This is a genomic window from Streptomyces sp. NBC_01334 (genome assembly GCF_035983595.1).
GTDB lineage: Bacteria > Actinomycetota > Actinomycetes > Streptomycetales > Streptomycetaceae > Streptomyces > Streptomyces coriariae.
Genome location: NZ_CP130718.1, coordinates 6,631,456 through 6,648,087, shown reverse-complemented (window position 1 = coordinate 6,648,087; position 16,632 = coordinate 6,631,456). Strand labels below are relative to the sequence as shown.

The 16,632-nt window shown below is 70.2% G+C and carries 18 protein-coding genes; 7 read left to right on the top strand and 11 right to left on the bottom strand.

Features of this window, described 5'->3' with window-relative positions; all coding sequences use genetic code 11:
* Positions 1–12: 12 nt before the first annotated feature.
* Positions 13–1,443 (top strand): pyruvate kinase, encoded by a 1,431-nt coding sequence (gene pyk, locus OG736_RS30020; protein ID WP_327185144.1) that lies wholly within the window; start codon positions 13–15, stop codon positions 1,441–1,443.
* 124 nt (positions 1,444–1,567) lie between these two features.
* On the opposite strand, the gene OG736_RS30015 is transcribed toward pyk, so the two are convergent.
* The 4 genes from OG736_RS30015 to OG736_RS30000 all read right to left on the bottom strand — a co-directional run bounded on the left by OG736_RS30015 (position 1,568) and on the right by OG736_RS30000 (position 5,939).
* Positions 1,568–2,941: a hypothetical protein gene (locus OG736_RS30015; protein ID WP_327185143.1), complete on the bottom strand. Its 1,374-nt coding sequence runs from the start codon at positions 2,939–2,941 to the stop codon at positions 1,568–1,570.
* The gene (locus OG736_RS30010; RefSeq protein ID WP_267018374.1) at positions 2,931–3,569 is read right to left on the bottom strand and encodes a DUF6114 domain-containing protein; all 639 of its coding nucleotides are present in this window, start codon (positions 3,567–3,569) and stop codon (positions 2,931–2,933) included. Before OG736_RS30010 ends, OG736_RS30015 begins: the two co-directional genes overlap by 11 nt.
* Positions 3,570–3,687: 118 nt before the next feature.
* Entirely contained in the window at positions 3,688–4,320 is a 633-nt protein-coding gene (locus OG736_RS30005; RefSeq protein WP_327185140.1) for a DUF6230 family protein, read from the bottom strand.
* Between the two features lie 644 nt (positions 4,321–4,964).
* The gene (locus OG736_RS30000; protein ID WP_327185139.1) at positions 4,965–5,939 is read right to left on the bottom strand and encodes a tetratricopeptide repeat protein; all 975 of its coding nucleotides are present in this window, start codon (positions 5,937–5,939) and stop codon (positions 4,965–4,967) included.
* A gap of 239 nt (positions 5,940–6,178) precedes the next feature.
* Here OG736_RS30000 and OG736_RS29995 point away from each other — a divergent pair, with 239 nt between their 5' ends.
* Complete coding sequence (locus OG736_RS29995; protein WP_327185138.1) at positions 6,179–6,829, top strand: TetR/AcrR family transcriptional regulator; 651 nt, start codon at positions 6,179–6,181, stop codon at positions 6,827–6,829.
* Between the two features lie 52 nt (positions 6,830–6,881).
* Here OG736_RS29995 and OG736_RS29990 read toward each other — a convergent pair whose 3' ends face one another.
* The 4 genes from OG736_RS29990 to OG736_RS29975 form a co-directional block, all read right to left on the bottom strand.
* Positions 6,882–8,582: a coenzyme B12-dependent isobutyryl-CoA mutase large subunit gene (locus OG736_RS29990; RefSeq protein ID WP_327185137.1), complete on the bottom strand. Its 1,701-nt coding sequence runs from the start codon at positions 8,580–8,582 to the stop codon at positions 6,882–6,884.
* A gap of 154 nt (positions 8,583–8,736) precedes the next feature.
* The gene (locus OG736_RS29985; RefSeq protein WP_020131139.1) at positions 8,737–9,075 is read right to left on the bottom strand and encodes a DUF3817 domain-containing protein; all 339 of its coding nucleotides are present in this window, start codon (positions 9,073–9,075) and stop codon (positions 8,737–8,739) included.
* Between the two features lie 63 nt (positions 9,076–9,138).
* Positions 9,139–9,648: a MarR family winged helix-turn-helix transcriptional regulator gene (locus OG736_RS29980; protein ID WP_020131140.1), complete on the bottom strand. Its 510-nt coding sequence runs from the start codon at positions 9,646–9,648 to the stop codon at positions 9,139–9,141.
* An 11-nt stretch (positions 9,649–9,659) separates the two neighbouring features.
* Positions 9,660–10,934 (bottom strand): MFS transporter, encoded by a 1,275-nt coding sequence (locus OG736_RS29975; protein WP_327185136.1) that lies wholly within the window; start codon positions 10,932–10,934, stop codon positions 9,660–9,662.
* Between the two features lie 73 nt (positions 10,935–11,007).
* Here OG736_RS29975 and OG736_RS29970 point away from each other — a divergent pair, with 73 nt between their 5' ends.
* Entirely contained in the window at positions 11,008–11,994 is a 987-nt protein-coding gene (locus tag OG736_RS29970; RefSeq protein ID WP_327185135.1) for an ArsR/SmtB family transcription factor, read from the top strand.
* Here OG736_RS29970 and OG736_RS29965 read toward each other — a convergent pair.
* From OG736_RS29965 to OG736_RS29955, 3 genes are all read right to left on the bottom strand, one after another.
* Positions 11,988–12,977, bottom strand: a complete 990-nt coding sequence (locus OG736_RS29965; RefSeq protein WP_327185134.1) for a matrixin family metalloprotease — start codon at positions 12,975–12,977, stop codon at positions 11,988–11,990. The genes OG736_RS29970 and OG736_RS29965 overlap by 7 nt on opposite strands.
* 146 nt (positions 12,978–13,123) lie before the next feature.
* Positions 13,124–13,426 (bottom strand): MTH1187 family thiamine-binding protein, encoded by a 303-nt coding sequence (locus OG736_RS29960; RefSeq protein WP_327185133.1) that lies wholly within the window; start codon positions 13,424–13,426, stop codon positions 13,124–13,126.
* Positions 13,423–13,767: a DUF3817 domain-containing protein gene (locus tag OG736_RS29955; protein WP_020131145.1), complete on the bottom strand. Its 345-nt coding sequence runs from the start codon at positions 13,765–13,767 to the stop codon at positions 13,423–13,425. Before OG736_RS29955 ends, OG736_RS29960 begins: the two co-directional genes overlap by 4 nt.
* 172 nt (positions 13,768–13,939) lie before the next feature.
* Here OG736_RS29955 and OG736_RS29950 point away from each other — a divergent pair, with 172 nt between their 5' ends.
* From OG736_RS29950 to OG736_RS29935, 4 genes are all read left to right on the top strand, one after another.
* The gene (locus tag OG736_RS29950) at positions 13,940–14,572 is read left to right on the top strand and encodes an AIM24 family protein (RefSeq protein ID WP_037736072.1); all 633 of its coding nucleotides are present in this window, start codon (positions 13,940–13,942) and stop codon (positions 14,570–14,572) included.
* Between the two features lies 1 nt (position 14,573).
* Positions 14,574–15,224, top strand: coding sequence for an AIM24 family protein (locus OG736_RS29945; protein ID WP_054239883.1), 651 nt, complete (start codon positions 14,574–14,576; stop codon positions 15,222–15,224).
* A 2-nt stretch (positions 15,225–15,226) separates the two neighbouring features.
* Complete coding sequence (locus OG736_RS29940) at positions 15,227–16,033, top strand: AIM24 family protein (RefSeq protein WP_327187747.1); 807 nt, start codon at positions 15,227–15,229, stop codon at positions 16,031–16,033.
* A 92-nt stretch (positions 16,034–16,125) separates the two neighbouring features.
* Entirely contained in the window at positions 16,126–16,602 is a 477-nt protein-coding gene (locus OG736_RS29935; RefSeq protein ID WP_327185132.1) for a MarR family winged helix-turn-helix transcriptional regulator, read from the top strand.
* The last annotated feature ends 30 nt before the right edge of the window (positions 16,603–16,632 follow it).

Below are 16,632 nucleotides of genomic sequence, written 5' to 3'. Positions count from 1 at the left end.
TAGGATCGCCCCATGCGCCGTTCGAAAATCGTCTGTACTCTCGGCCCCGCGGTCGACTCCCACGAAATGCTCGTGTCGCTGATCGAGGCCGGCATGAACGTGGCCCGCTTCAACTTCAGCCACGGCACCCACGCCGAGCACCAGGGCCGCTACGACCGGGTCCGGGCCGCCGCCAAGGAGACCGGCCGGGCCATCGGTGTCCTCGCCGACCTCCAGGGCCCGAAGATCCGCCTCGAGACCTTCGCCGAGGGTCCGGTCGAGCTGGTGCGCGGTGACGAGTTCACCATCACCACCGAGGACGTCCCCGGCGACAAGACGATCTGCGGCACGACGTACAAGGGCCTGCCGGGCGACGTCTCGCGCGGCGACCAGATCCTCATCAACGACGGCAACGTCGAGCTGAAGGTCCTGGACGTCGAGGGCCCGCGGGTGAAGACGATCGTCATCGAGGGCGGTGTCATCTCCGACCACAAGGGCATCAACCTGCCCGGCACGGCCGTCAACGTGCCCGCGCTGAGCGAGAAGGACATCGAGGACCTGCGGTTCGCGCTGCGGATGGGCTGCGACCTGGTCGCGCTGTCCTTCGTCCGGGACGCCAAGGACGTGGCCGACGTCCACCGGGTGATGGACGAGGAGGGCCGCCGGGTCCCCGTCATCGCCAAGGTGGAGAAGCCGCAGGCGGTGGACAACATGGAGGACGTCGTGATGGCGTTCGACGCCGTCATGGTGGCCCGTGGCGACCTGGCCGTCGAGTACCCGCTCGAGAAGGTCCCCATGGTGCAGAAGCGCCTCATCGAGCTGTGCCGTCGCAACGCCAAGCCGGTGATCGTGGCGACCCAGATGATGGAGTCGATGATCACCAACTCCCGTCCGACCCGCGCCGAGGCCTCCGACGTGGCCAACGCGATCCTGGACGGCGCGGACGCGGTCATGCTGTCCGCCGAGTCGAGCGTGGGCGCCTACCCGATCGAGACCGTGAAGACGATGTCGAAGATCGTCACCGCGGCCGAGCAGGAGCTGCTCAGCAAGGGGCTCCAGCCGCTCGTGCCGGGCAAGAAGCCGCGCACGCAGGGTGGTTCGATCGCGCGCGCCGCGTGCGAGATCTCCGACTTCCTGGGCGGCCGGGGTCTGGTGGCCTTCACCCAGTCCGGCGACACCGCCCGCCGGCTCTCGCGCTACCGCGCGGCCCAGCCGATCATCGCCTTCACCACCGACGAGGGCACCCGCAACCAGCTGGCGCTCAGCTGGGGCGTCGAGTCGCACATCGTGCCGTTCGTGAACAGCACCGACGAGATGGTCGACATGGTCGACCAGCAGATCGCCAAGATCAACCGCTTCGACCCGGGCGAGATCGTCATCATCACCGCCGGCTCGCCCCCCGGCGTGCCCGGCACCACCAACATGCTCCGTGTCCACCACCTCGGTGGCGGCTCCCGCGACTGAGCGGGCGGCCCCGGCCGCCGGATGCGGCTCGTACGGCGCTGAGGGCGCCCCCTGTGGAACAGGGGGCGCCCTCAGCGTTTGTTGCGGCTCCCGGACGGGTCTGGGGACGATCGGCCGGTACTGCTCAGCCGGTCGTGTACTGGTGCAGGCCGGGGACGGTCAGCGTGCCGCCGAGCTGGCCCGCCTGCTGGACCTTCACGTTGGTGAAGTAGATCAGCGGGATGTTCAGCGGCGGCGGGCTCTTCGGGCTGAACGTGATGGGTATCAGGCCGAACAGGTTGCCGGAGATGCTCTCCGTGTACATGATCGTGTCGCCGTCACGGATGGTGGACGTGGTGCCCTTGCCCGCCTGCACGTGGTACGTCTTGCCGGACTGCTTGTCGTCCACCGTCTGGTGCAGGTCGCCGATGTCGGTGCCGTCGGAGATGACGTACTTCAGCACCTCCTTGACCGTGCCGTTGGCGGTCTTCACCTTGACGATGCCCTGGTAGTCGGCGCCCTTGAGGAGCAGCGAACTGGCGTTGAGGTACCAGGGGTCGTCGGGCAGCCTGATCTTGTTGTCGATGCCGCCCTCGTCGTCCGTGGCGGCGGGGCAGTCGTCGGCGTCCGTGGTGGCGCTCTCCGAGGGGCTCGGCGAGGCCGTGGCGTCCTCGGCGGCCTCCTCGGTGTCCTTCGCGGTGTCCTCGGCCTTGTCGGCGGTGTCCTTGACGGTGTCCTTCACCGTGTCGGTGACGGCGTCGGTGGTGTCCTTGGAGGTGCCGGACGAGTCCTTGCCGGAGTCGGAGGTGCCGGAACCGTCCGACGAACCCGAGCCGGAGTCCGCCGACGAGTCGCCGGTCGGCGCCGACTCCGAGGCCGAAGCCGACGGAGACGGGCTCGAACCGGCCGTCGCGTCGGTGTCGTTGCCGTCGAAGAGGTCCGTGATCGCGTCGCCGATGGTCTCCAGGACGTTCTTGTCCGTCGCGGAGGCCGAGGGGCTCGCCGTCGCGGTGTCACCGGACGTCGACGACTTGTCGGGCGCGGCGGCCGCGGAGGACGCGGCGGGAGCGGGCTCGGCCGTGTCGTCGGAACCTGAATCCGACGAACCGGAGTCACCCGTGTCGCCCGAGCCGCTCGACGTGTCCTTCGAGTCGTCCGTGGACTCGTCCTTGGAGTCGTCCTTGGAGTCGTCTGCCGATTCGCTCGCGCTCGCCGAGGCGGACGGTGACGGGGAGGCCGACGCGGAGGCGTCCGCGTCCTCCAGGGCCGCCACACAGTCCTTGTACTCGTCGATCGTGAGGCTCTTGGACGCCGGCTGGTCCTCGGCGTTGGCGAGGGTCGGCGTGAACCCCATGCCCATCAGGACCGCCGTCGGCATGGCCGCCAGGGCTATCGCCTTGCCGGCCGGCATGTGGAACCTGGTGAAGATCGGCTTCTTGGGTGCCGCGTGCCGCGGCCCGGTGGTTCTCACGCGGGCAGCGTCCACATCGCTCCCGGTGGAAACCTCGTCAGCCGGCACTGTGCCTCCCGTTCGCCCCGTTGGCCGGGCTCGTTCCTGACAGATCGTGCAGATCGTGCGGCTCGCCCGCCCCGTGGTCGTCCTTCGTGAAGGACGGCTTCTCGGTGGGGGCCGGGCCCGTGCTGTACGGGTTCTCGGTGAGGTCGCCCGCGTCGGCGGGAGGTGCGGGGAACGCGCCCTCGGGGGCGCCTCCGGCGGTCGCGCCGGCTTCGGGCCCCGGAGCCTGGGCGGGCGGTGTGCCCGGCACCCAGGACACGGCCATCGCCCCGCCGATCAGCGCGAACAGGAAGCCGATGAGGAAGCCGCCCAGGTTCGACACCGGGATGGAGACCAGACCGAGCAGGATCGCCGCGACTCCCGCGAAGACCTGTACGTGCTTCTGGAACCACAGACTGATGCCCAGAACGCCCAGCAGCACGCCGATGATCAGCGACCCCGCGCCCGCGGTGGTGGCCATCGCCAGCGTCAGGTGGCCCACCTGGAGGTGCGCGTAAGGGAAGTAGGCGATGGGGAAGCCGGCGAGGAGGACGAACAAGCCCGCCCAGAACGGCCTGGTGCCCCGCCATGCGCGGAACTGCTGCCTCCGGCGGGTGAACTGGCCGGGGGCGACAGGGGTCTCGGCGCTCATGGAAAACAGCTCCCTGGTGCGGCGTTTCTGTGGTGGTGGGTCGAAGTGCTGGTGAAGCCCCGGGCTTCAGACTGGACGGGCGGGGGCGCCACCGGCCCCCCCGCCCGTCAGAGAGTGCTTAGTAGCACTCCTTGACACCCGTCGACAGCGACATCTTCAGGCCGCTGAGCTTGAAGGTTCCGGCGGTGGTGGCCCACGCCGTCTGCTTCACGTCGGTCAGCGTGGCGGAGTCCGCCTGCTGGGCGAACCCGTACGGGTTGGCCGTGTCACCGCTCTTGAGGCCCGGACCCTTGTTGGCGTCCTTCGCGGCCACACCGATGTCGATGCCCTTGAAGACGGCGTCCGCCTGCAGGTCCTCGACGTCGATGTACAGGTTCTCTGCCTCGACCGGCTTACCGCCGCCGCCCGCCTTCAGCGTGAGGCTGACGGAACCGAGCAGCGGGATGTTCGGGGTGACCACGGACTGGCACATGTTCGTGATCGAGGCGCTCTTGAACGCCGAGACGGCAACGGCGTGAGCCGTCTTCTTGCCGTCGAGGGTGTAACCCGAGTCGATCGCGCCGTACTGCGAGAAGCCCGTGCCTTCGAGCTTGTCGGCCGTCACCTTGAACGACTGACCGGACACGCTGAACGACGCGGCCAGTGCACCCTGCGCGAGGGCGACACCTATACATGCCGTAGCGGCGACGCTGGGCACCATGACCACAGCGAAGCGCTTCCATCTGGTCCCGCCACGCACCTGGGACTCCATATTTCCTCCTTCTCGGACGTACATCTCCTGATCCCGTGAGCCCCCTCGGACGGCGGCTCAGCCGGGCAGGGATGGGAGAAGTGCTACGTCCTCGGGAAGGGGAGCGCCTGTCTCGGAGGCGCGAACCGCGCACCGATCACCGGCGATCACCCCCGAGCGACAACCACTGGTCGCGCCTGACACGCATCACGCACAACCTTGCTGGACAGGCTTCACCGCAGCGAAGACCCCCCTGTCCGAGAGCCGACTCCACTGCCGTCGGCTCTGCTCGGTGGGGACCCAGGAAAACCCGTTGACCCAACCGGCTGTCGGGGTACGGGATTGGACCGAGCGTGGCCGATCGTGGTGCATTCTCGCCGCCCGCACAAGGGGGTTCGTTACTCGCTAGTAACGGCCGGATAACCGAACAACGACCCATAGGTCTCGACCGGCAACACAGGGTGTCATCGATGCCCGGGACAAAGCTGTTGATCACTGGACAGAATCCGACAGAACAACGCCCAAGTCTTACTTGCAGTAACAGCGGCCGCGATTACCAAGATTTGGTAAAGCGCGGCCGCAGAGGAACCACATCGGCAGAACTTTCACTCCGGCACCACGGGCTCTGACGTTTAGTGACTGGTCAGAACCCGGCTCCCGCCGGATCAGAACAGGGCGCGCGCCAGCGCTCGCCGGGCCGCCGCGACCCGGGGGTCGTCCGGCCCTACCACCTCGAACAGTTCGAGCAGCCGCAGCCGTACGGCTTCCCGGTCGTCACCGGCCGTGCGCCGCACGGTGTCGATGAGCCGTCCGAAGGCGTCCTCGACATGACCGCCCACCAGATCCAGGTCGGCCGCGGCGATCTGCGCCTCGGCGTTCTCGGGCTTGTCCGCGGCGTCCTTGCGCACCTGCTGCGGGTCCATTCCGCCCACCCGCTGGAGCAACTCGGCCTGCGCGAGCCCGAGCTTGGCCTCGCTGTTGCCCGGGTCGTCGGCGAGCACGTTGCGGTACGCCTGCACGGCACCGCCGAAGTCACCGGCGTCCAGCGCCTGTACGGCGGCTTCGAGCAGCGCGTCGTAGGGCCCGACGGGCTCGGCCTCGACCGCCTCCACGGCACCCGCCTCGGCGTCGGCGTCGACGGTCAGGCCGGTGAGCCCGAACCGCTGCTCGGCGACCTGCACCAACTGGTCGAGGGTCTGCCGGATCTGCGCTTCGCCGGCGGCCCCCTGGAAGAGCGGCAGCGCCTGCCCGGCGACGACCGCGAAGACGGCCGGGATGCCCTGCACCCCGAACTGCTGCATCAGCATCTGGTTGGCGTCGACGTCGATCTTGGCGAGCAGGAAGCGGCCGTTGTACTCGACGGCGAGCCGCTCGAGGACGGGGCTCAGCTGCTTGCAGGGCTGGCACCACTCGGCCCAGAAGTCGATGACGACGGGCACCTCGGCGGACCGCTGAAGGACCTCCCGCTCGAAGCCCGCCTCATCGACGTCGATGACGAGATCGGCCGGGGAGACGGCTCCCGCGCCGCCCTGCCGTGCCGTTTCGGCGCGCGTCTGCTCCGCCTTCGCCTTGGCCTCCTGGGCCGCCTTCACCGCGGCGAGGTCGACGACTCCGCTCATGGACATGTTCCGTGGCTGCATGCGTCTATCCTCCCCCGTCCGCGCGCCTGCGTGAAAAGCGTTCCGAATACGTCCCGAACATCCCGAACATGAGCGCCGGGGTCCCCACCCCGCGCCCTGCCGGACCGGCGGCCCGCGCACGTCCCGCGCGAGCTTTCGCTACGAGTCGTAGCGTAATGGCACCGAGTGCCTCCGCAACACCCCGCCTCGGTGATCTCCCTCACGGAAGCCCATGACAAACCGCCGGTTATGGTCGGGGAATGCAGATCCGCACCCCCGCCTGTCGTACGGGCCGTCCGCGCAGCGCCGCGGCCGACACGGCGATCCTGGCCGCGACCCGGGAGGCGCTGGTCGAGCTGGGCTGGTCCAAGCTGACGCTGGGGGATGTGGCGACGCGCGCCGGGGTCGCCAAGACGACTCTCTACCGCCGCTGGGCCGGCAAGAACGAACTGGTCGTCGACGCGGTCGCGGAACTCTTCGGTGAACTCGAACTCCCCGACCGGGGCAGCCTCGCCGCCGACATCGAGGGTGTGGTCCTGCAGTTCGCGGCGATCCTGGCCCGGCCGGAGGCCAAGAGCGGCCTGATGGCGGCTGTCGCCGAGTCCACCCGCGACGACGCCCTGCGCGAGCGCATCCGCGCCTCCATCGTCGACCCGCAGAAGGACCTGGTGCTGGAGGGCCGCGCCCGCGCCCAGGCGCGCGGTGAACTCCCCCCGCAGACCGACCCGGCCGAGGCCGCGCGCACGGTCGACCTCATCTTCGACGTGGTGGCGGGTGCGGTGGTGCACCGCACCCTGGTCAGCGCGGAACCCGCGGACGAGGAGTGGGTACGCAGCTTCACCCGGGTCCTGCTCCTGGGCCTGACGGCGTCCACCGGCCCGTCCGAAGACCTCTCCGGCGAACACGTCTGAGGGCGGGGCCGCTGCTCGCCCCCGCCCCCGTCTACGCCCCCGCCGGCGCCGTCTAGAACCCCGCGGGCTCGGTGTACACCCCCCACTCGTCCCGCAACACGTCGCAGATCTCGCCCAGCGTCGCCTCGGCCCGCACCGCGTCCAGCATCGGCCCGATCATGTTGGAGCCGTCACGAGCGGCGCCCAGCATGGCGGTGAGCGCGCCCCGCACGGCCGTCTCGTCCCGAGCGGCCTTGCGGGCGCCCAACGCCCGCACCTGCTCGCGCTCCACCTCGTGGCTGACCCGCAGGATCTCCAGGTCCCCGGTCACCGAACCGGTGTGCGCGTTGACGCCGACGACCCGCTTCTCGCCCTTCTCCACGGACTGTTGGTACCGGAAGGCCGACTCCGCGATCTCCCCGGTGAACCAGCCGTCCTCGATCCCGCGCAGGATCCCGGAGGTGATCGGCCCGATCGGGTGCCGCCCGTCGGGGTGGGCCCGCAGCCCCCGCTCCCTGATCTGCTCGAAGATCTTCTCGGCGTCGGCCTCGATCCGGTCCGTCAGTTGCTCGACGTACCAGGAACCGCCCAGCGGATCGGCGACGTTGGCGACGCCGGTCTCCTCCATCAGCACCTGCTGGGTGCGCAGCGCGATCTCCGCCGCCTGCTCGCTCGGCAGCGCGAGCGTCTCGTCCAGGGCGTTCGTGTGCAGCGAGTTGGTCCCGCCGAGCACCGCCGCGAGGGCCTCCACGGCCGTACGCACCACGTTGTTGTACGGCTGCTGGGCGGTCAGCGAGACCCCGGCGGTCTGGGTGTGGAAGCGCAGCCACTGCGCCTTCTCGGACTTCGCCCCGTAGACGTCCCGCATCCAGCGCGCCCAGATCCTGCGCGCCGCGCGGAACTTGGCGATCTCCTCGAAGAAGTCGACGTGCGCGTCGAAGAAGAAGGACAGCCCGGGCGCGAACACGTCCACGTCGAGACCGCGGCTGAGCCCCAGCTCCACGTACCCGAAGCCGTCCGCCAGCGTGTAGGCCAGCTCCTGCGCGGCCGTCGCGCCGGCCTCACGGATGTGGTAGCCGGAGACGGACAGCGGCTTGTAGGCGGGGATGCCGGCCGCGCAGTACTCCATCAGGTCGCCGATGAGACGCAGATGCGGCTCGGGCTGGAAGAGCCACTCCTTCTGGGCGATGTACTCCTTGAAGATGTCCGTCTGGAGCGTGCCGTTGAGGAGGCCCGGGTCGACGCCCTGCCGTTCGGCGGCGACGAGGTACATGCAGAAGACCGGTACGGCCGGCCCGCTGATCGTCATGGAGGTCGTGACGTCCCCCAGCGGGATGTCCTTGAACAGGACCTCCATGTCGGCGGCCGAGTCGATGGCGACCCCGCAGTGCCCGACCTCGCCCAGCGCGTGCCGGTCGTCGGAGTCGCGCCCCATCAACGTGGGCATGTCGAAGGCCACGGACAGGCCCCCGCCGCCGTTGGCCAGGATCATCTTGTAGCGCTCGTTGGTCTGCTCGGCGTTGCCGAACCCGGCGAACTGCCGGATGGTCCACGTGCGCCCCCGGTAGCCGGTCGGGTACAGGCCGCGCGTGAAGGGGTACTCCCCGGGCCAGCCGATCCGCTCGAAGCCGTCGTACGTGTCACCGGGCCGGGGCCCGTACGCCGGCTCCACGGGGTCCCCGGAGAGCGTGGTGAAGTCGGCCTCACGCTTGCGCGAAGCGTCGTACCGGGCCTGCCAGCGACGGCGGCCCTCCTCGATGGCGTCAGCGTCCATGACTCAAATTTACTAGGACGTCCAAGTAAATGTCGATGGCTATCGGTCGGACATACCGGTGACTGTGCGTGTCCGACCGCCGTACACGCGCGCGTGCGGCGTGGGTACGGCGGCGGGACCGGTGCCGGAATCGGCGCCGGGACAGGTGCAGGAACTAGGCCTTGGCGGCCACGGGAGCCTCGTCGGCGACCCGGCCCTCCAGCTCGCGGCTGATCCTGCGCTCCACGAAGAAGGCGGCCGTCGGGACGGTCCCGGCGAGCAGCACCCACAGCTGCTTGCCCACCGGCCACTTCGCCTTGGACCCCAGGTCGAAGGCGAAGACCAGGTAGAGGACGTAGAGCCAGCCGTGCGCGATGGCGACGACGCGGGTGAAGTCCGCGGCCCCGTCGACGTCCAGGCCGTACTTGGCGATCATGCCCAGGCACAGCAGGACCAGCAGCACACCGGTGACATAGGCCAGGACGCGGTAGCGGGTCAGCACGCTCTTCTTCATGCCGACGAGCGTAACGACCCGTTCCGGGAGATCTTGCCCCGGGTCACCCCTGCCGGAGCCGGGTCACTCCTCGTCGAAGTCCTGCGCGGCGACCCGCAGCGGCCGGAGCATCGCGAAGATCTCCCCGCACTCCTCCGCGTCGTACACCCCGAGGCCGAAGTCCATCGCCATCAGGTCGCGGGTGGCCTCCTCGACGACCTCCCGGCCCTTGTCGGTGATGACGGCGAGGGTGCCGCGGCCGTCGTTGGGGTTGGGGCGCCGGGCGACCAGGCCCGACTTCACCAGGCGGTCGACGGTGTTCGTCACCGAGGTGGGGTGCACCTGGAGCCGCTCGCCGATCTTCGACATGGTCAGCTCGCCCTCCTTGGAGAAGGTGAGCAGCACCAGCGCCTCGAAGCGTGCGAACGTCAGGCCGTACGGCTTGACCACGGCGTCCACCTCGGCGAGCAGGATCTGGTGCGCGCGCATGATCGAGGTGATCGCGGCCATGGACGGCGTGTTCCCCCAGCGCTGCTTCCAGAGCTCGTCGGCGCGGGCGATGGGGTCGAACGGGAGACTGGGCGGTTTCGGCACGCCTCCAGACCTTACCGGCCGGTCATATCGTGGTCAGCCCCGTCTCGGCCTTCGGTCCGCCGGACCTCCAGGGCCGACAGTACGCAGCACACCGTCCCCAGCGCACCGGCCCCCGTGACCGCGGCCGCCACGCCCACCAGCTCCGCGGCCACCCCGGCGAGAGCCATGCCGACCCCCTGGAACGTCATGAGCCCGGCGGTGAGCAGCGTCATGGCCCGTCCTCGCAGCTCCTCGGGCACGTCCCGGACGATCCACTGGTCGAGGCCGAGGGTGTACGCCGACCCGGCGCCCGAGACCACCAGCAGGAGCAGCGAGACGGCGAGGCCGGGGTGGAGGGCGTAGCCGAGATAGGGCAGCAGGGTCACACAGACGAGCGGCAGCGCGATGCGCTCACGGGTGACCGGGCGCAGCCGGGAGCCCGCGTACAGCTCGCCGGCGATCGCGCCGACCGGCAGCGCGCACATCAGCAGGCCGAGGCCGGTGGGGCCGACGCCGAGGCCGTCGGCGTAGGGCGCGGACAGCGCCTCCGGGGCGACCGTGAAGGCCGGCGGCACCCAGAAGAGCAGCAGCAGCGCCCGTACGCGCCGGTCGGCGAGGATCTGCCGGGCGCCCTTGAGGGAGTCCGTGACCAGGGCGCCGCCGGTCCCGGCCCGGGCCGGGCGGCGGCGGGTGCCGAGCCGCAGCAGCGCGGCGGAGGCGAGGAAGGTGGCGACGGTGACGAGCAGGGCCTGGCGCGGGGAGGCGACGGTGAGCAGCAGCCCGCCGAGCCCGAAGCCGACGAGCAGCGCGCTCTGCGCGGTGATGCGCAGCAGGGAGCGGCCGAGGACGAACAGGTCGCCGTCGCCGAGGATGTCCGCGAGGGTGGCCATCCGGGTGCCCGCGAAGATCGGCGAGACCACGGCGAGACAGCAGCGCAGGGCGAGCAGCACGGCGAGGGGCGCGCCCTGCGCCGTCATCGGCACCACGCACACCGCGCACACCAGGTCGCAGCCCACGAGCACGCGCCGGGCCGGGAAGCGGTCGGCGACCCCGGCGAGCAGGGTGCCGCCGACGACGTAGGGCAGGAAGCCGAGGGCCCAGGCCAGGGCGCTCATCAGCGGGGAGCCGGTCAGGTCGTAGACGAGGACGGACAGCGCGATCTCGGCGACGATCACGCCGAGCATGGACAGCAGATGGGCGGCGAAGACGGCCCGGAACTCACGGACGGCGAAGACGCGCAGGTAGCCGGCGGGTGGCGTCCCGGTCGTGGGTGTCGCGGGCGTCGAGGGCGTCGTGACTTCTGGCATGGCAGCAGCGTGCTCGGCGGGGTGCGCAGGCCCTAGTGTTTCGGTCACCGCCGAATGTTCGAGAGGTGAGGTCGTGCCGTCGTACCTGCATTTCGGGGAGGACGACTTCCTGCGCTGCCGCTTCGCGGTGTCCCCGCTGTGGGAGACGCAGGAGGTCGCGCGCACCCTCAAGCGGCCCGACCGGCACGGCTACCACGCGCCCTGGCTGCGCCGGATCCGAAGCGCCGCCGAGGCGCTCGACCTGACCGGGCTGTGGCTGCTGATGCCGCGCCGGGGGCACTCCCCCGACTGGCTGTGCCCGCCGCCGGTCGGGCCCGCGGCCGGGTTCGAGGAGGAGCTCGCCGCGGTCCGGGCCGCCGACCCCGAGGCCGCCCTCGCGGACACCGCCCGCTCGCTGGCGGACACCCCCGGCGCGCTGGACTCGCCCCGGGGGCGGGCCTGGCTGGCGGATCCGGAGCGGATGATCCGGGAGCTGACCGGCGTCCTGGAGGAGATCTGGCACACCCTGCTCGCACCGGACTGGCCCCGGCTGCGCGCCCTGCTGGAGGCGGATGTCGCCTTCCACTCCCGGCGGCTGGCCGAGGTGGGCCTGGGCGGGCTGCTGCCGGAGATCAACCGGCGGTGCGGCTGGCGGGCCGGGACCCTGACCGTCGAATCGAACGGTGAGCACGAGCGGCACCTGGGCGGGCAGGGGCTGGTGCTGATGCCGAGCGTGTTCTCGTGGCCGGACGTCGTGAGCGGCTTCGACCCTCCGTGGCAGCCGACGCTCGTGTACCCGGCGCGGGGCATCGGCGGCCTGTGGACCGACACCACCGCCCACTCCCCCGAGGCGCTGGTCCGGCTGCTGGGCCGGGGCCGGGCCGGCGTGCTCGGCGCGCTCGACGATCCGGCGACCACCTCCGCCCTCGCCCACCGGCTCGGCCTGGCCCCGTCCTCGGTCTCCGCGCATCTGACGGTGCTGCGCGACTCCGGGCTGCTGGTGTCCCGGCGCTACGGCCACCAGGTGCTGTACGAGCGGACGCCGCTGGGGATGGCACTGGTGTCGGGCGGCGCTCAGTAGAGGCTGCGCAGGCCGAGGACGTCGCCCTTGCCGAGGGTGCGGGCGTCCGTGGAGCAGGCGAAGGAGTTCGCGTACATGGTCAGGTTCTCGTGTCCGGCGCCGGAGTGGCCGAGGCCGAAGACGTGCCCGGCCTCGTGCGTGGCGACGCTGCGGATGTCGTACGCGTGCGTGCAGGCGCCGGACGGTCGGTTCGTGAACGGGAAGTCGTGGGTGTTGAAGCGGACGTCGGCCTCGAGCAGTTCCTCGGGCCCGTCGGGCACCGGACGGCTCCAGGAGCAGGTCGTCGCGACGGCCTCGCCGCCGATGTCGCCCGCGTCCCACACGCTCAGACCGTCCCGGCGGGTGCAGCGGGCCGCGCGGTCGATGCCGGACTCGTTGCCGGTGCTCGACAGGAACCTGGCCTTCGCCTTGACCGTGTCGTCGAAGCCGCAGTCGTTGCGGCTGGTGGTGATGGTGGCGATGGCGTCCTCGAAGGCCCGCCGGCCCTCGGCGTGGGACAGCCGGCCGGGCAGGGGCCCGTCGCCGATGAACCACTCGTACGTGCCGTACTCCTTGCGGCCCGCGGTGGAGTAGGCGCCGTCGGTGCAGGGGGCGGGGGCGTCGGCGCGGGCCCTGGACACGGGTGCCGCCGCGCGGGTCGGCTCGTGGGCCGCCTCGTAGGCGTAGGAGACCGTTCCGTCGGCGGCGACCGTCAGGGTGAAACCGTGCGCCGAGCCGTCCACCGTGAGCGCGTCGACGCTGACCGTCGTGCCGGGTTCGGGCACCGCCACTCCGGTGCCCTCGTGGGTGACCACCCGGCCGACGGCGAGGCAGTCGAGGACGGACGAGCCGGCGGGCAGGTCGTCCACGGTCAGCTCGCCGCGGGCGAGCGCGCACGCGGGCGGCCGGGGCACCTCCCCCACGCAGACCACCGACAGCGATGCCGCCACCAGGAGCGCCGTGACCGCCCTGCCGACCAGTCCCGGTCCGCGCCGCCCTGCCACCGCACACTCCCCTTCAATGCCACGCCACCGCGCGGAACTTGATCGGCCTCGGGAGACATTAGCCAGGCGGCACCGGCCGAAAACCCCATCCGATATCACCCGTTCGAGCGACCACTCAAACGGGTGTTCCGTCGCTGTCCCTCCCGCTAGGCCGAGCGCTCCCCCAGATGCCGTTCCACCGTCTCCACCTTGGAGGTCAGGCCGTCCGTCACACCGGGGCGGATGTCCGCCTTCAGGACCAGCGAGACCCTGGGGGCCCGTTCCTCGACGGCGGCCACGGCGCGCTTGACGACGTCCATGACCTCGTCCCATTCACCCTCGATGGAGGTGAACATGGCGTCGGTGCGGTTCGGGAGGCCGGACGCGCGGACGACCCGGACGGCGTCGGCGACGTAGTCACCGACGTCCTCGCCGACGCCCAGCGGGGTGACCGAGAACGCGACGATCATGCCTTCGCCACCGTTTCCCGGCGGGCGCGGGAGGCGATGACCGCGTCCTCGGCCTCCCGGCGCAGCTTGCGCTCGGCGAAGAAGCCGCCGGTCGGCAGGACCGACAGGACGAAGTAGAGGGCCGCGGTCTTCAGGGACCACTTCGCACGGTTCCAGGCGTCCGCCCAGAAGAGCACGTACAGGACGAACAGCACGCCGTGGACCATGCCCATCACGGGCACCGCGTTGAAGTCCGTGGTCCGCTTCAGCACCGAGCAGACCAGCAGCAGAAGGAAGGAAACGGCCTCGGGGGCGGAGACCAGGCGCAGGCGGCGGAGGGCGGAGGCTGTCTTCAGGTCCACGGGTCACCTTCGGGGGGGGAGGTACGGCGACGAACAGGTCGGTTTGTGAATGCACGCACAAGCGTTCGCCCATTGTGGCAAACGGTCCACCTAAGGGTGCGTTCAGGGTCGTTCTCCACCCCCGGGTGCTGTTCGACGCACCCGTCCGGCCGATACCTTTCGCAGCGTGGCGATGTTTCGACTTCAAGGCAGCAAAGTGCTCGCCGTCGACGTGACCGGGGACGCCGTGAAGGCGAAGAACGGCTCGATGGTCGCGTACGACGGGCAGATGGCGTTCAAGAAGCTCAGCGGCGGCGGTGAGGGCATCCGGGGGATGGTCACCCGGCGGCTCACCGGCGAGCAGATGACCATGATGGAGGTGAGGGGGCAGGGCACGTGCTGGCTGGCCGATCGTGCCTCCGAGATCAATCTCGTGCAGCTCCAGGGGGACAAGCTGTACGTCGAGTCGAGCAACCTGCTCGCGACCGACGCCGGACTCAGGACCGGGACGAGTTTCACCGGTCTGCGCGGCGCGACCCAGGGCAACGGGCTGTTCACGACGACCGTCGAGGGCACCGGCCAGGCGGCCATCACCTCGGACGGGCCGGCCGTGGTGCTGCGGGTCAGTCCGCAGTACCCGCTGACCGTCGACCCCGGGGCCTACGTCGCGCACCAGGGCAACGTACGGCAGACCTTCCAGTCCGGTGTGACCTTCCGCACGTTCATGGGTGAGGGCGGCGGCGAGGCCTTCCAGATCCGGTTCGAGGGGGACGGCCTGGTGTACGTCCAGCCGAGCGAGCGCAACACGATCGCGGGGGATGTGTGAGATGACCTTCCGCGAGATCAACTCCAAGATGGTCGAGGCGACCGTCGTCCCCGGCCAACGACTCTTCAGCCAGCGCGGCGCCATGCTCGCCTACCGCGGCGAAGTGGCCTTCACCCCGAACGTCCAGGGCGGGCAGGGCGGGGTGATGTCCATGATCGGGCGACGGCTCGCCAACGAGGACACCCCCCTGATGACCGTCGAGGGCAGTGGCACGGTCCTCTTCGGACACGGCGGCCACCACGTCCAGGTCATCCGGCTCACCGGCGACACGCTGTACGTCGAGGCGGACCGGCTGCTCGCCTTCGAGGGCACCCTCCAGCAGGGCACGATGTTCCTGGGCTCCCAGGGCGGGGTCATGGGCATGGTCCGCGGCCAGGTCAGCGGGCAGGGTCTGTTCACCACGACCCTCAAGGGGCACGGGGCCGTCGCCGTGATGGCCCACGGCGGCGTCTTCGAGGTGCCGATCACCCCGCAGCGCCCGGTCCATGTCGACCCCCAGGCCTATGTCGCCCACCACGGCGACGTCCGCAACAAGCTGTCGACCGCGCTGGGCTGGCGGGACATGGTGGGCCGGGGCTCCGGCGAGGCGTTCCAGCTGGAGCTGAGCGGCAGCGGTGCGGTGTTCGTCCAGGCGTCGGAGGAGAAGCTGTGAGCATGTACGGGGCTCCGGGCGGCGGCCCGACGGTGCACGACCCGATGACCTTGCCGGTCGACGACAACGTGAACAGCTACACCTTCTGCGTGGAACTCAAGGGGAGCCAGTGGTTCCTCCAGAAAGGGAAGATGATCGCCTACTACGGGTCGATCGACTTCAACGGCATCGGACACGGCCGTCTGGACCGCCTGGTGCGCACTTCGTTCCATTCGCCTCTGCACGCAAGCGACTGGGTCGTGGCGGAGGGCTCGGGCAAGATGCTCCTCGCCGACCGGGCCTTCGACGTGAATTCCTACGACCTGGACGACGGCAACCTGACCATTCGCTCGGGCAATCTGCTCGCTTTTCAGCCAACTCTGTCGCTCAAGCAGTCGATCGTGCCGGGATTTCTCACGCTGATCGGAACCGGCAAGTTCGTCGCGGCATCTAACGGCCCGGTGGTGTTCATGGAGCCGCCGATCCGGGTCGATCCGCAGGCACTCGTCGGCTGGGCCGACTGCCCCTCTCCGTGCCACCACTACGACCACGGGTACATGACCGGCCTGATGGGCGGTCTACGTGCGCTGACAGGCCTCGGAGGGGCTTCCGGGGAGGAGCACCAGTTCGAGTTCGTGGGGGCCGGGACGGTGCTGCTCCAGTCGACCGAGCTGCTCATGGCCGAGCAGGCGACGGGGGCGGTTCCGCACGAGCCGGGAGTGCCCGGCGGGGGCGGCGTCCCCGGTGGGCGCGGTGGCCACGGCGCGCAAACCGGCGCACCGCGCCTTCCCGGACAGCTGGGGGACCTCCAGCGTCGCTTCGGGCTGTGAGCGGTAGTCTGCGGAGTGTGACATCGAACGCGTGCGCACCGTCACACCGCCCTCACTAGTTCGCCTTTCAACATTTTAGGTAGACTTCAATTATGGAGACCGAAACGGCCACGCGCTGGCTGACCGATGCGGAGCAGTGCGCCTGGCGCACCCACCTGGAGGTCAACAGGCTGTTGACGTACCAGCTCGAAAAGGATCTCCAACCGTTCGGCCTGACCATGAACGACTACGAGATCCTGGTGAATCTCTCCGAGTCGGAGGGCGTCCGGATGCGGATGAGCGACCTCGCGTCCGCCACCCTCCAGTCCAAGAGCCGTCTCTCGCACCAGATCACCCGCATGGAGAGCGCCAACCTGGTGCGCCGTGAGAACTGCGAGTCCGACCGCCGCGGCCTGTACGCGGTCCTGACCGAGCACGGCCTGGAGACGATGCAGAAGGTCGCTCCCCATCATGTGGAGTCCGTGCGGCGGCACTTCATCGACCTCCTCACCCCCGATGCCACGACGGAGCTGTCCAAGGCCCTGAAGCCCGTCGCGGAACACCTCCGCGGGCAGCGGGGACGCCCGTGAGGGACTCCCGCCGGCCGATCGGTTCAGGCG